Raw genomic sequence first — 12,964 nt, 5'->3', positions numbered from 1 at the left:
GTCAGCCGGGACTTCCGAAAGGCAGGACCTCGGCTGACGCACTTCTGTACCGCACGGGTTACGTAGCGAAGACTTCGGTGTGCCGGCTGCCGTCGAGCGAAATGGTGCCGACTGCTTCCAACGCTCTGTTCTTGAATGCCTTTGCCGCGATACTCATTCGGTACTCGCGAAGTCGTGGACGGTCGATGGTTTTCAGGTCACCCCACAGCAAGAAGTCTGCGGCCGCGCAGTCGAACCGCCTCGACAACACTTCCGGGAGTTCTTGTCGTGCACGAAATAGATCCGCCTGCCCCATGACAGCATCAACCGTCAGATCGTCGCCTGGCAGCGACGATCTGTACGTACTCAACGTGCGTTTCGAGTCCAGATCGAGCACGCGGGCCCCGAGGATCTGAAGTGCCCGACATCCCGCGTTTGCCGGAGCAATCACGGTGACATCCCAACCCGCGATTCCGTAATCGAAGAGAAACCCCCCGGCATGTTGCACAATTTCGGCCACGCTCGTTCCGACTACTGCGATCCGGTACCGACGGCAATTCTTACGGTCGTTGCCACGGGCACGAATGATTTCGGTGTGGGTGGCGATGCCTGCGTCAACAACTTCCAGCCTTCGAGCTTCCATATTGCTCCGTCCGGTGATCGTCTTGCCGCACTATGTGTTTCGGCCGCCGTTGACTCCCAGGATCTGCCCGGTGATGTAGCTCGCATCGTCGGAGATCAGGAACGCGCAGGCGGCGGCGATGTCCTCGGGTTTGCCGACGCGGCGTACCGGTGTCCGCAGGATGTGGTCTTCGATGGTCCCACCGAGACGATTGAGTTCCTCGTCGCGGCGTAGCAATGGCGTGTCCACGAAACCGGGCGGGACCGCATTGACCGTGATACCGACTTGACCGAGTTCGAGAGCCAGCGACTTGGTCAGTCCGTTGATCGCGGACTTGGCGGCCACATAATGGGCCATGTAGGGCTGGCCTGCATGCGCACTTGACGACGAGATGTTGACGATCCGGCCCCACTTGGCCTTCAGCATGTCCGGTAACACGGCTTGGATGCAGTGGTAGGTGCCGTGCAGATTGACGTCTATGACCTTCTGCCACGCATCGAAGTCGATGTCCACGAACCGTGCGTTACCGACGATGCCGGCGGAGTTCACGAGAATGGTGATGGGGCCGAGGTCTTCGCGGATCGCGCCCAGTACGGTGTCGATCTGCTCGCGACTGGTGACGTCGACCGTGTATGCATTCTTCTCCTCGCTGGGAGTCCGATCGAGGGTGGCGACGTTGTAGCCTTCGGCGGTCAGACGCTGCGCGATCGCCTGACCGATGCCGGAGCCACCGCCGGTGACAACCGCAGTTTTCACGCCCATGGTTCGCTCCCTGCAATGGTCGTCCGTTTCATCGTTCGTTCCGATGTCGGGTCGTAGGGCAGGGCTCGGTGCAGCATTCCGGTGTTGTCCCAGATCACAACATCACCAACCTTCCAGTTGTGGGTATAAACGAACTGCTCCCGGGTCGACCAGGCGAGAAGTTCGTCAAGGAGTTCGCGGCTTTCCTGCGGTCGCATGCCGACGATGTGATCTGCCGTGGCCCCGATCGCCAGGGACCGGCGCCCGTCCGCGCGATTCCAGACCAAAGACGTTTCGTGAGTGGGCTGGGAACGCCAGGCAGCGATCTGCTTGTCGCTGGGATCCGGGTAAACGAGTCGTTGTGAAGCCTCGAAACTATGCACGACCCGTAATCCGTCATAGCGTTTGCGGTCATGCTCAGGCAGGCTCTCGTACGCGACGTACGTGCTCGCGAACTCTGTCCCGCCACCGACCATCGCAACGTGGCGGGCGGTGAGCATGGTCGCTTTCGCCGGCACATCGTTGGTGGTGTCGTCGATGTGCCAGTTGAACGTTCCCTTGAGATACTCGGCCATCGAATTCTTGGCTGGATCAAGGGAGACGGTGAAGATCTTCTTCCCAACCGGAGCGAGTACCTCGCCGAGTTTGCCGCTGAATGCGATCTGCTGCTCGTCGTCGAGATCGAGTCCACGGATCAGCAAGACGCCACGCCATTTGAGTGCCTCCAGGCAACGGGCGGCCACCAAGTCGTCCGTCAAATCGTCGACCCCAGAAACCTCGACTCCCAATGCCGGCGTCAGTGCCGTGGTCTGCATCCCGGAATGGAGATGTCGATCGGATAAACCCATGGTGCGAAAGACCTTTCGGCACAGTATTCGTATCTGGTTGTCAGGGAACGGGTTCGATGACGGCGTCCATGCTTGAGGCACCGGTGTCGGGGACGCGGGGCTGATGCCACGCCTCGATGGGAAACGACACATTGATCAACGAATACGTCAGCAGCAGAAGCTTATACGCATCGTCGGGAAGGTCATCGAGTGGAAAATTGTCAAGGTAGACAGCGGCGTCACCAAGGCGCGGGAAGGCAACATCGTAGAATGCCTGCAACTCGACCATCGTGCTCGAGAGTCGTTTTGCGTAGCGTTCACCTTCTGATTGCAGCGCCCAGTCGGCAAACGGTTCGAGATCGGCGAAGGCAGCGGGAAGTACGTTGGACACGTTCGTCTCTCCTGTGATCATTACTGATTGGCCGCTGAGAATGACGTTTCCTCCGAGCGACTTCGGACATCCTCGACAAAGCGGCGCGCCGAGGTATGCAAGTGCCGGAGCAGCACTTCCTGATCGCAGAGCGGGAACTCGCTAACAGTTCTCGTCTCGAGCATGGTCTGGGTGGCTTCAAGGGTGTTGCAGTCCTGGAGGCCGAACTCCTTGAACGTGACCGCAGCCATTTCCTGTCGCATCCGGTCAGAGGGCGTCTTGGGTGGCGCCATGTACAGCGTTCCCTCGAAGATGTGTTCGTTGTAGGCAGTGGGCCAGTAGTGATACGTCAGGTACCAGCCCGGTTCCCACACGACGATCATGAAGTTCGGGAAGAAGACATACGAATCCAGTCCCCAAGAGCGGTGCTTGGTCGGATTGAGTCCTGAGGGGAGCGTCGCGAGCTCGGAAATGTCCGGCTTGTCCCATGGCCCGAAGTTTCCGCTCCGCAGAACACGTTCGGTCGGCTTGACCATCATCGGATCCTTGGGCGGTGCCATGCCGCCCCACGAAGACACCATGCCGTGAGGACCGTCGATGTCATAGTGCAGCGCTTCGAATCCATAGCTCATCAGCTTGACCGACTCGTCGGACACATACTGTTTCGCATGCAGCACCGGCGCGTGATAGAACTCGGCAAACGCGTCGATGTAGAGCTTCCAGTTGCTGCGCACATGCGACTGGAACTTGTAGACGTGCGTCAGCTTGTCGAAGGGATACCCCGTCATACCGGCTGCGAACTTGCCGAGGAAATCGGCCAGCGGCTTGGTGTTGTCCTGGTCGAAGTTGACGAAGACAAACCCTTCCCAGACATCTACTTGCAGTGGGGTCAAACCAGATTCGAGGTTCTCGAAGTCAAAAGTATCGTGCTGCAGAAACGCGGGCCGGCCGTGGAGTGCGTAGCTCCAGGCGCGCATTTCTCCGCTGTGATCTGCGGCGATCACCACCGATGAGCGGACCGCATCGATCGGCTTGATGAAGAACGCGCCGACCGCCGGAGCCTGTTCGACCCGCCCGACATTGAGCCACGAATGCCCGAAGACGGCCTCGCGTTCGACCTCGAAGTACTCCGGGCTGATCGAGTCGTCGTACGACATCGGACCGGTGTCGAGACCGAAATGCTCGGTCCAACTTCCTTCTGGTGGTTTCGGAAAATGTGCCATGCTCGGTGTCCTTCCCGACAACTGATACGACGGATCTGTGCCGCAACATGAAAGAACTTGCTCGGCTGTGAAGAGTGGGCCTTGCGTTCTCCAAGGGGCTACCTCTTAAGGTGACCGGAGGTCCACTTAAGACTACTTGTAGAATATGGACCAGCGGTCAACTTGTCAACCACTTAGGGTGCATACATGAGTCAGCAGGGTGTGAAGCGAGAACGAAGCGATGCGGCTCGCAATCGACGCGCCATTCTCGATACGACGGACCTTTTACTTTCACAACACGGTGCCGGCAACATCTCCATCGATCAGATCGCAGCTGCCGCGGGTGTCGGCAAAGGCACGATCTTTCACCGCTTCGGTAGTCGCGCGGGGCTGATGAGAGCGCTGGTGGTCGAACGCGCGGAGATACTTCGCCAGGCCGTGATCGACGGACCGCCCCCATTGGGTCCGGGCGCCCCGGCCGCCACCAGACTCCTGGCCTTCTTTGATGCCATGTTCGAGCTGATCGTGGACAACGTCGAGCTGATGATCGCGTACGACAACGCGACCACAAATACACAGGCGGACGAGATCAACGCGTTCTGGCATCGTCACATCGCACAGTTACTGAGCGAGGCCAGGCCAGAAGTCGATGCCGCGATCATGGCGCAAGTACTGCTGAGCACTCTCAACCCCGATGTCGTCCTTCACCAAATTCGGACCGATCACACCGCGCGTCTCGCGGCAGCTGTACATAGTGTTATCAAATCAGTTGTCGCACAAGATGACTGACTGCTCACTGCACCGCCGGTGAGCGCTCAGACCGCGACTCGCCGGCAACCAGGCTCGTGTCCGACACGATTGAACAGATAGCCACCACATGTACAACTGCCATCGAATCTGCGAATCCGCGACCATAAATGCACTCCCCGGTCACAATGTTCTTTGTGAGCGGAGCAGCCAAATGGCCCACACCGTCGTCGGAACCTGGCCGGGCAACAATGATGGTGGTCCCGGACTTCGCCACCACTGATCAGCTGGTCGACGCGGCGCGGTTGGTGAATCAGGAACGCCTGCAAGCTCGGACTCGAGATCTGCCGTACCGGCTCGTGGTCCTCGGTACCGACACCACTGACCTCGTCAAACACGCCGGCGGCCTGCTGTTCGACCACATCATGGCCGGCTGGTGTGTCACCGTCCTGGTTCCACCCGAGGCCGATCCACGTCCACTGCAGATACTCGGCACCCGGGTGTTCGACCTGAATACGGCCCTCGCGATGGACCTCATGCCCGCACTCGCATCGCGGCGCCGCAGCCCGTGGCCGCACAAGGTGGTGCTCGCAGGTGACCTGTGCGCCCGCGACGACCGGCTACACGATGCTGTTCGGCACTCGTTCGACCACGGTGACACCAACACCATGCTGTGGGGTCCGCAGCGGCACTCAGTCAACGACAACGACGTCGTACCCGTCGAACATCAGCTCAGCAGAGCTGCTCGCGCATTCAAATCGCACGCCCTCGCTGCAACGTCGGCCACTGTCGCAGACGTCGCCCCCGTCGAGTACTTCACGGGCAACACGGTGCGCACCTCGGCGCCGCCGGCTCTTCACCTCACCTGATCAGCCCTAGACCAACGGAAACAACTGTGCCCCAACACTATTGCGCTGGGGAACAGATGAAGTTCGATGCGGATGTCAGGCCGGAACGAGGTCTGAGAGACCGTCCCACGACTTCGACCTGCTGCAACGGAACACCTCGGCGAGACCAGCGGAGTCGGTGGGCAACGAAGCTGCTGCAAGTGCCTGCGCCTTGAAGGCCCGGGCAGCCACGCTGAGGCGGTGCCGCACCATTCCGATCCGGCTGTCGAGCTCATCCGGCAGGCTGTCGCCCCAGAGGGTCACCTCGGTTTCACCTTCCCCCAGGATCCGCTGCACTCCCTCGCGCACCCGATCGTCGCGCTCGTACAGCGATCCTGCGGTAACCACCGCCTGCGGGTGGAAACCGAATCCACGCCACTCGAATCCCGACTCGAAGTCGACTGTTTGCGCACCGAGAATCTGCAGGGCTCGAGCGGTCGGATCGTCCTGCACGAGCACCGTGACGTCCCAGCCGGCCATGCCGCGGTCGAACACCAGGCCGCCGGCGTATTTGATGACTTCGTTCGCCGTGGGGGCGACAACCACCAAGCGGTACCTCATGAGTTCGTCATCGGTGCGAAGTCCTTCGCCAGCGACCTTGCGTACTCCCTGAACACGTCCGTGAGAGGAATTGATTGATCCAGCAGCCATGATGTTTCCATCCCGTTGAGAAAGGCGACTATTTCGACGGCCTTCAAATCCCCATCGAAGTCCGAACGGTATCTGCCATCGACCTGCCCGCGCCGGATACCAGCGGCAACGGTGTCAATTGATGCGTGATACCTGGCCAGCAGGCGATCATGCAGCGGCGCATCGGGTTCGAGGTTCTCCATCTGGAGAACCGCGAACGTACCGACAAGTTCCGGTGATCGTTCGAATCGCTCGGCGACCTTCACGATCCCTTCCAACAGATCGCCCTGGCGATCCGCATGTTGGTCGTCGTCCGCATCTCGCATTTCGAGTACCGCATGCAAAAGCTGTGCTTTGGACTCGAAGTGGTGGAGCAGACCGGCGGAGGTGACACCGGCTTCGGAAGCGATCTGCGACAGAGTCGTATTGCGCCAGCCGTTACGGGTGAGCAACCGTTGAGCGACGTCGAGAATCTGTCGCTTGCGCTCCTCGCCTTTGACGAGGAGAGCTTCGTACGGCCGTTCGCTTGCCACTGATCTCCTTCAACCGATCAACCAACTGAACCGATAGTAGGTTGGATTCTCCGCTGTGACAAGTGTCTCCCCGAAATTCAGGTGGGGCTCAGGTCACAAGCCGAGTGATTTGGCGATGATCACCTTCATGACTTCGCTGGTACCTGCGTAAATGCGAGCCACACGGGCGTCGACGTAGAGCCTCGCGATCGGGTACTCGGCCATGTAGCCGTAGCCGCCGAACAGCTGCAGGCACCGGTCGACGACCCGCGCCTGGACCTCGGTGCAGAAGAGTTTCACCCGCGCGGCGTCCGGACCCGACAGCTCGTCGTCCACCAGATCCAGCACGGCCCGGTCGACCATCGCCTGTCCGGCTTCGACCTCGGCCGACATGGCCGCGAGTTCGAACTTCGTGTTCTGGAACGACGCGACGGGCGTACCGAACGCTTTGCGTTCTTTCACGTAGTCGACGGTGGTGGCAATGGCCGCCCGCGCCTGGGCGATCGAGCCGACCGCGACCGTGATGCGTTCCTGGGCGAGGTTCCGGCCGAGGTATCCGAATGCCTTGCCTTCCTCACCGAGCAGGTTCGACACCGGTACCCGGACGTTGTCGAACGACAATTCGACGGTGTCCTGGACTTTGCAACCCATCTTGTCGAGCACACGGCCGCGCTCGAAACCGGGCATCCCGTTCTCGACCACCAGCAGCGACAGCCCGCCGCGACGGTTGTCGGGGTCGGTGGACGTCCGGGCGAGCACGATCACCAGGTCGGCGAGCAATCCGCCGGTGATGAATGTCTTGGCGCCGTTCAGCACGTATTCGTCGCCCTCGAGGACGGCGTTGGTGCTGACGCCGGCGAGGTCAGAACCGGTGCCGGGTTCGGTCATCGCGATTGCCGACAGCAAGGTGCCCTTGGCGAGGCCGGGGAACCAACGGCCGCGCTGCTCTTCGTTGGCGTACTCGAGGAAGTACGGCAGGATGACGTCGAGCTGCGTCCGGACGGTGCTCAGGGTAACCAGAGCGCGTGCCGCCTCCTCCTGGAGGATGACGTTGTAGCGGTAGTCGCGCAGGCCGGCGCCGCCGAACTCTTCGGGGATGGCGATCCCCAGCATGCCCAGCGAACCGAGCTCGGCGAAGATCTCGCGCGGCATCTGCCCGACCTTCTCCCAGGCCGCATAATCCGGAACGATGCGCTTGCTGATGAAATCGCGGGCCAGGGCCCGGAATTCCTCATGGTCTTCGGTGAATACTTCGCGCCTCATGTTCAATACCTCTCTCAGGAAACCAGTTCGACCAGCGTGGCGTTGGCAGTGCCGCCGCCCTCGCACATGGTCTGCAGTCCGTACCGAATTCCGTTGTCGCGCATGTGGTTGATCATGCGGGTCATCAGCACCGCGCCCGAGCCTCCGAGCGGATGGCCCAGAGCGATCGCGCCACCCAACGGGTTGAGCAGGGCCGGATCGGCACCTGTCTCCGCTAGCCAGGCCATCGGGACCGGCGCGAAGGCCTCGTTCACCTCGAACACCCCGACCTCGGACAGCTTCACGCCGGCCTTGGCGAGCACCTTGGCAGTTGCCGGGATCGGACCGGTGAGCATGAGGACCGGGTCGTCGCCGACCACAGCACCCGCGGTGTAGCGCACCAACGGCTTGAGCCCGAGCTCTTTTGCCCGTTCCGGGGTCATCACCAGCAGGGCGGCTGCGCCATCGGAGATCTGCGAGGAGTTGCCGGCGTGGATCACACCGTCTTCGGCGAAAGCGGGCTTGAGGTTTGCGAGCTTTTCGACCGTGCTCCCCCGGCGGATACCTTCATCGGCGGTGACCACGCCGTCTTCGGTCTCGACGGCGACGATCTGGGATTCGAATGCACCGGCGTCCTGTGCAATGGCGGCCCGCTCGTGCGACAGCACGGAGAACTCGTCGACCGCAGTCCGGTCGTAGCCCCACTTCTGCGCGATCTTCTCGGCCGAGATTCCCTGGTTGAAGGCGAAACCTTCATAGCGGCCAAGCGCTTTGGGCCCGTACGGTGCACCGGTGGACCGAGCCGCGCCCAGTGGCACCCGACTCATCACCTCGACGCCACCGGCGACAACCACATCCTGCTGACCCGACATGACGGCCTGCACTGCGAAGTCCAGTGCCTGCTGGCTCGATCCGCAGGCACGGTTGATCGTGACACCGGGGATGGATTCGGGCCACCCCGCGGCGAGCACCGAGTACCGACCGACGTTGCTGGACTGGTCGCCGACCTGCGAAACACAGCCCCACACAACATCATCGATGATCTCGGGGTTGACACCGCTGCGCTCGACCAGCGCGTTCAGTACATGCGCCGACAGGTCAACAGGGTGGACACCTGCCAATCCGCCGTTCCGCTTTCCGACTGGCGTACGAACAGCCTCGACGATTACAACTTCGCGCATCTACTTCTCCACTTCGGTGTTCTCTGATGTTGGCCTGGGCACAGCCCATCGGCCGGTGAATTCGGGGGTACGCCGCCCGGTGAAGGCAGCAAACGCCTCCTGAGCATCGCCGGTCGCAAAATTGGCCGCCTGTGCCCGGGCCTCGTTGGCAAGGGCGTCGTGCAGCGTGCGATCGGCTCCCTCGTTGAGCAATGCCTTGGTCTGCGCCAACGCAATCGGCGGTCCGGACGCAAGGCGGCCGGTGAGCTCATCGACGAATCCGTCGATCTCATCGGCGGCAACAACCCAGGTGACGAGATTGAGTTTGTGCGCCTGGTCGGCATCGATCGTCTCGGCGAGCATCGTCAGCCGTTTGGCCTGTTGCAGGCCAACAAGTCTCGGAAGGAGCCAGGATCCACCGAGATCCATCGACAGACCGCGCTTGACAAATATCTGCGAAAACGAGGATCCGGGTGTGGCGACCACGAAATCGCAACCGAGCGCCAGATTCCAGCCTGCGCCCACGGCGACACCATCCACTTTTGCAATGGTCGGTATCGGAAGGTTGTGCAGCAGTTCGGCAACCGCGGTCAGGTTCCGCAACTTGTACGTCGGATGAGTGGGGTCCGGGGTGGCGATGTCGGCACCGGAGCAGAATGCGCCGCCGGAACCGGCGAGGACCAGCGCCCGCACGCTGCGATCGTCGCCCGCGGCGATGAGCGCATCACGCAGGGCGATCCACAGTTCCCGACTGATCGCATTCTTGCGGTGCGGTCGATTCAGCGTGAGAGTACGAACTCCCTCGCGATCAGCGCACAGCAGGATCGGCTCAGCGTTCATACGCCGGACCAACCGCACCCTGTACCCGCAGGTCGGCGAGTTCGCTTTCGTCGATGCCGACTTCGGCCAGGATCTTCTCGGTGTGCTCGCCGAGCCCCGGTACCGGGCCCATCGGTGGATCGAAGTCCGAGATGATCGGCGGCGGAAGCAATGCCGGGATCGGTCCGTTCGGTGTATCGATGTCACGCCATCGGTCACGCTCGGATAGCTGCGGGTGTGCGATCACCTCACTGGGCAGGTTGTATCGCGCGTTACCGATGCCCGCATCGTCCGCAATGCGCTGGATCTCGGCGAGATCGTGGTCCGCGCACCAGGCGCCGACGGCCTCCTGGAGTACATCCCGATTAGCCACCCGGCCACTGTTGTTCGCGAAGCGGGCATCGTCGGCCAGGTCATCGCGCTTGATGATTTCCCGGGCCAGACGCTGCCATTCACTGTCATTGGTAGTACCAAGGACCACTGTTTGGCCGTCCGCGGTGGGGTACGAACCGTACGGCGCCACCGCCGGCGAACTCATGCCCAACGGCTGCTGATCGACGCCCGAATGGCGGGTGTAGTTCAGCTGATAGCCCATCACCTCGGCCGCGGTGTCGAACAGGCTCACCTTGACCTCGGCTGACCCCTTGCCCTGTGCGATACGTCGATCCCGCGAGTACAGCAGCGAGATGATCGACAATGCCGCGTAGAGCCCCGAAGAGACATCTGCCACCGGCGGACCGGGTTTGGCCGGCTGACCCGGGAATCCGGTCACGGCGCAGACGCCGGCCTCGGCTTGTATGAGCAGGTCATACGCCCGCTTGTGCGACAACGGTCCACCGCTGCCGTAGCCGTCGATTTCCACGGCGATCAGGTTCGGGTGCCGCTGTGCAAGCTCGTCCCCCGACAGGCCGAGCCGGGCAGTTGCCCCCGGCGCCAGGTTCGACACCAGCGCATCGGCCTCGTCGAGAAGCCGGTGCAGAAGGTCGATCCCGGCCGGTGACTTCAGATCGAGTGTCACGGACTCCTTGCCCCGGTTGGCCCACACGAAGTGCGCGGCCTGCCCTTTCACCACATCGTCGTAGTGCCGGGCGAAGTCGCCGCCTTTCGGATTCTCGACCTTGATGACCCGGGCCCCGAAATCAGCGAGGGTCCGGGTGCACATGGGAGCCGAGATGGCCTGCTCGAGAGTCACGACCGTGACTCCCGCCAGCGGGCCTGCCTGCGTGTTGTTGTCCGAAAGGTCGGCGTCTGTCATCACATCACCATGCCGCCATCGACCGGCAACACCTGGCCGGTGACAAACGAGGAGGCATCTGACGCGAGGAACAGGAACGCTCCGGCGATCTCTTCGGGTTCTGCCCAGCGCCGCAACGGGATTCGGTTGAGCATCGTCTCGGCGAACTTCTCGTCGGTGCGGATCGTCTTGGTCATGGGTGTCGCGGCCAGCGGGGCCAGCGCGTTGACGAGGATCTGCTTGCGAGCCAGTTCTCGGGCGAGCGACTTTGTCAGGCCGATGATTCCGGCCTTGGCTGCCGAGTAGTTGACCTGTCCCAACGTGCCGGTGATACCAGCCGACGACGTCACGTTGATGATGCGTCCGGTGCCGTCCGTGGGGAGGTACTGCAAGGCGGCCTGCGAGCAGTTGAACGCACCCTTGAGGTGGATGTCGAGCATGCGCTGGAACGACTCTCCGGTGGTGTCCTTGAACATCGCCGGGGCGGTGACGCCCGCATTGTTGACGACGATGTGCAGGACCCCGTCGGCCAGTGCCGCGGCGCGCGAAGCAGCCGCGTCGGCCGCCTCCCGATCACTGACGTCGAGCTCGAAACCTTCTGCCTTGCCACCGGACTCGACGATGCGCTTGGCAACCAGGTTGGCCGCCTCGCCGTTGATGTCGGTGACCAGGACTGCGGCACCGGCAGCCGCAAACGCCTCTGCCACAGCAGACCCGATGCCACCTGCGGCGCCGGTGACCAGGGCCGACCGTCCGGTCAGGTCAAACATTCCACTCTTGACACTCATCAGTAGCTCCTCGGCAATCCCAAAGTATGTGAACCCAGGAAGTTCAGAATCATTTCCTGGCTGATCGGCGCGATCTTCATCAGTCGGGCCTCGCGGAAATAGCGCGAGACGTGATACTCCTCGGAGTAGCCCATGCCACCGTGCGTCTGCAAAGCCCGGTCAGCCGCATTGAATCCTGCTTCAGCACAAAGATACTTTGCGGTGTTGGCTTCACGACCACAGGGCTTGCCGTTGTCGTAGAGCCACGTTGCCTTGCGCAACACCAGTTCTGCGGCATCCAGGTGAGCGAGCGCATCGGCCAGCGGGAACTGAATACCCTGATTCATACCGATCGGCCGGTTGAAGACGACCCGCTCGTTACCGTATTTCACGGCCTTGTCCAGTGCCACGCGGCCGATACCGAGTGCCTCCGAGGCGATCAGCATGCGCTCCGGATTCAGGCCGTCGAGCAGGTACTTGAAGCCCTCACCCTCTTCACCGACCCGATCCTCGATCGGGATCCGGAGATCGTCGATGAACAACTCGTTGGAGGTCACCGCATTTCGGCCCATCTTCGGGATCGGCCGGATCGTCACCTTGCTGCGATCGAGATCGGTGAGGAACAACGTCATGCCGTCGGTCTTCTTCTCGACGTCTTCGTACTTCGTGGTGCGGGTCAGCAGGAGGATCTTCTCCGACTCCATGGCCTTCGAGATCCACACCTTGCGACCGTTGACCACGTAGCTGTCGCCGTCACGCTTGGCGAAGGTGCTGATTCGCGAAGTGTCCAGTCCGGCACCGGGTTCGGTGACACCGAAGCAGACGTGCAGGTCACCGTTGACGATGCGGGGCAGCGTACGGGCCTTCAACTCTTCGGACCCGTGCACGACCACCGGATGCATACCGAAGATCGAGAGGTGAATCGAGCTCGCGGCATTCATCGCACCACCGGAACGCGAGACGGCCTCGAGCAGGAGCGTGGCCTCGGTGATGCCGAGTCCGTGACCGCCGTACTCCTCCGGCATGGTCATGCCCAGCCAGCCTCCGTCGGCGATCGCTTTATAGAATTCTTTCGGAAACTCGTGCGCGAGATCCTTTTCCATCCAATACTGGTCATCAAAACGACCAGCCAGCTCGGCTACGGACTTGCGGATCAATTCCTGATCCTCGGTCAAGTCGAAGTTCATTCCGGTGGACACAACGCATACCTTCCGATTCCATGTCG

The 12,964-nt window shown here is 61.7% G+C and carries 15 protein-coding genes; 2 read left to right on the top strand and 13 right to left on the bottom strand.

Going from position 1 to position 12,964, the window contains the following annotated elements; all coding sequences use genetic code 11:
* Positions 1-58: 58 nt before the first annotated feature.
* From H290_RS29615 to H290_RS0124170, 5 genes are all read right to left on the bottom strand, one after another.
* On the bottom strand, positions 59-499 hold the full coding sequence (locus H290_RS29615) for a hypothetical protein (protein ID WP_155977014.1): 441 nt from the start codon (positions 497-499) through the stop codon (positions 59-61).
* A gap of 153 nt (positions 500-652) precedes the next feature.
* Positions 653-1,363 carry an SDR family NAD(P)-dependent oxidoreductase gene (locus H290_RS0124185; RefSeq protein ID WP_020109435.1) on the bottom strand — a complete coding sequence of 237 codons (711 nt, stop codon included), beginning with the start codon at positions 1,361-1,363 and terminating at the stop codon, positions 653-655.
* On the bottom strand, positions 1,354-2,157 hold the full coding sequence (locus H290_RS0124180) for a TauD/TfdA family dioxygenase (protein ID WP_020109434.1): 804 nt from the start codon (positions 2,155-2,157) through the stop codon (positions 1,354-1,356). Before H290_RS0124180 ends, H290_RS0124185 begins: the two co-directional genes overlap by 10 nt.
* Before the next feature lie 73 nt (positions 2,158-2,230).
* Positions 2,231-2,581 carry a hypothetical protein gene (locus tag H290_RS0124175; RefSeq protein ID WP_020109433.1) on the bottom strand — a complete coding sequence of 117 codons (351 nt, stop codon included), beginning with the start codon at positions 2,579-2,581 and terminating at the stop codon, positions 2,231-2,233.
* Positions 2,581-3,762 (bottom strand): aromatic ring-hydroxylating dioxygenase subunit alpha, encoded by a 1,182-nt coding sequence (locus H290_RS0124170; protein WP_020109432.1) that lies wholly within the window; start codon positions 3,760-3,762, stop codon positions 2,581-2,583. The genes H290_RS0124175 and H290_RS0124170 overlap by 1 nt, the downstream gene beginning before the upstream one ends.
* A 186-nt stretch (positions 3,763-3,948) precedes the next feature.
* Here H290_RS0124170 and H290_RS0124165 point away from each other — a divergent pair, with 186 nt between their 5' ends.
* The gene (locus tag H290_RS0124165) at positions 3,949-4,530 is read left to right on the top strand and encodes a TetR/AcrR family transcriptional regulator (protein WP_020109431.1); all 582 of its coding nucleotides are present in this window, start codon (positions 3,949-3,951) and stop codon (positions 4,528-4,530) included.
* 155 nt (positions 4,531-4,685) lie between these two features.
* Positions 4,686-5,357 (top strand): hypothetical protein, encoded by a 672-nt coding sequence (locus H290_RS0124160; RefSeq protein ID WP_155977013.1) that lies wholly within the window; start codon positions 4,686-4,688, stop codon positions 5,355-5,357.
* Between the two features lie 75 nt (positions 5,358-5,432).
* Here H290_RS0124160 and H290_RS0124155 read toward each other — a convergent pair whose 3' ends face one another.
* The 8 genes from H290_RS0124155 to H290_RS0124120 all read right to left on the bottom strand — a co-directional run bounded on the left by H290_RS0124155 (position 5,433) and on the right by H290_RS0124120 (position 12,926).
* Positions 5,433-5,936 (bottom strand): hypothetical protein, encoded by a 504-nt coding sequence (locus H290_RS0124155; protein WP_020109429.1) that lies wholly within the window; start codon positions 5,934-5,936, stop codon positions 5,433-5,435.
* Positions 5,933-6,538, bottom strand: coding sequence for a TetR/AcrR family transcriptional regulator (locus tag H290_RS0124150; RefSeq protein ID WP_020109428.1), 606 nt, complete (start codon positions 6,536-6,538; stop codon positions 5,933-5,935). Before H290_RS0124150 ends, H290_RS0124155 begins: the two co-directional genes overlap by 4 nt.
* A gap of 93 nt (positions 6,539-6,631) precedes the next feature.
* The gene (locus H290_RS0124145; protein ID WP_020109427.1) at positions 6,632-7,780 is read right to left on the bottom strand and encodes an acyl-CoA dehydrogenase family protein; all 1,149 of its coding nucleotides are present in this window, start codon (positions 7,778-7,780) and stop codon (positions 6,632-6,634) included.
* Between the two features lie 14 nt (positions 7,781-7,794).
* Positions 7,795-8,940 (bottom strand): thiolase family protein, encoded by a 1,146-nt coding sequence (locus H290_RS0124140; protein ID WP_020109426.1) that lies wholly within the window; start codon positions 8,938-8,940, stop codon positions 7,795-7,797.
* Positions 8,941-9,759, bottom strand: coding sequence for an enoyl-CoA hydratase/isomerase family protein (locus H290_RS0124135; protein ID WP_028463641.1), 819 nt, complete (start codon positions 9,757-9,759; stop codon positions 8,941-8,943).
* A complete protein-coding gene (locus H290_RS0124130) occupies positions 9,749-10,993 on the bottom strand; it encodes a CaiB/BaiF CoA-transferase family protein (RefSeq protein WP_020109424.1) in 1,245 nt (414 codons plus the stop codon). Before H290_RS0124130 ends, H290_RS0124135 begins: the two co-directional genes overlap by 11 nt.
* A complete protein-coding gene (locus H290_RS0124125; RefSeq protein ID WP_020109423.1) occupies positions 10,993-11,760 on the bottom strand; it encodes an SDR family NAD(P)-dependent oxidoreductase in 768 nt (255 codons plus the stop codon). The genes H290_RS0124130 and H290_RS0124125 overlap by 1 nt, the downstream gene beginning before the upstream one ends.
* Positions 11,760-12,926, bottom strand: a complete 1,167-nt coding sequence (locus H290_RS0124120; protein ID WP_020109422.1) for an acyl-CoA dehydrogenase family protein — start codon at positions 12,924-12,926, stop codon at positions 11,760-11,762. Before H290_RS0124120 ends, H290_RS0124125 begins: the two co-directional genes overlap by 1 nt.
* Positions 12,927-12,964: the final 38 nt, after the last annotated feature.

This window comes from Nocardia sp. 348MFTsu5.1, from assembly GCF_000383535.1.
GTDB classification, from domain to species: Bacteria; Actinomycetota; Actinomycetes; order Mycobacteriales; family Mycobacteriaceae; genus Williamsia; species Williamsia faeni.
This window is presented reverse-complemented; position numbering and strand designations above follow the sequence as displayed.

Coding starts and splice junctions, on each gene's coding strand:
- H290_RS0124185 (WP_020109435.1), bottom strand. CDS start 1,363: ATGGGCGTGAAAACTGCGGTTGTCACCGGCGGTGGCTCCGGCATCGGT.
- H290_RS0124180 (WP_020109434.1), bottom strand. CDS start 2,157: ATGCAGACCACGGCACTGACGCCGGCATTGGGAGTCGAGGTTTCTGGG.
- H290_RS0124175 (WP_020109433.1), bottom strand. CDS start 2,581: ATGATCACAGGAGAGACGAACGTGTCCAACGTACTTCCCGCTGCCTTC.
- H290_RS0124170 (WP_020109432.1), bottom strand. CDS start 3,762: ATGGCACATTTTCCGAAACCACCAGAAGGAAGTTGGACCGAGCATTTC.
- H290_RS0124165 (WP_020109431.1), top strand. CDS start 3,949: ATGAGTCAGCAGGGTGTGAAGCGAGAACGAAGCGATGCGGCTCGCAAT.
- H290_RS0124155 (WP_020109429.1), bottom strand. CDS start 5,936: ATGAGGTACCGCTTGGTGGTTGTCGCCCCCACGGCGAACGAAGTCATC.
- H290_RS0124145 (WP_020109427.1), bottom strand. CDS start 7,780: ATGAGGCGCGAAGTATTCACCGAAGACCATGAGGAATTCCGGGCCCTG.
- H290_RS0124140 (WP_020109426.1), bottom strand. CDS start 8,940: ATGCGCGAAGTTGTAATCGTCGAGGCTGTTCGTACGCCAGTCGGAAAG.
- H290_RS0124135 (WP_028463641.1), bottom strand. CDS start 9,759: ATGAACGCTGAGCCGATCCTGCTGTGCGCTGATCGCGAGGGAGTTCGT.
- H290_RS0124130 (WP_020109424.1), bottom strand. CDS start 10,993: ATGACAGACGCCGACCTTTCGGACAACAACACGCAGGCAGGCCCGCTG.
- H290_RS0124125 (WP_020109423.1), bottom strand. CDS start 11,760: ATGAGTGTCAAGAGTGGAATGTTTGACCTGACCGGACGGTCGGCCCTG.
- H290_RS0124120 (WP_020109422.1), bottom strand. CDS start 12,926: ATGAACTTCGACTTGACCGAGGATCAGGAATTGATCCGCAAGTCCGTA.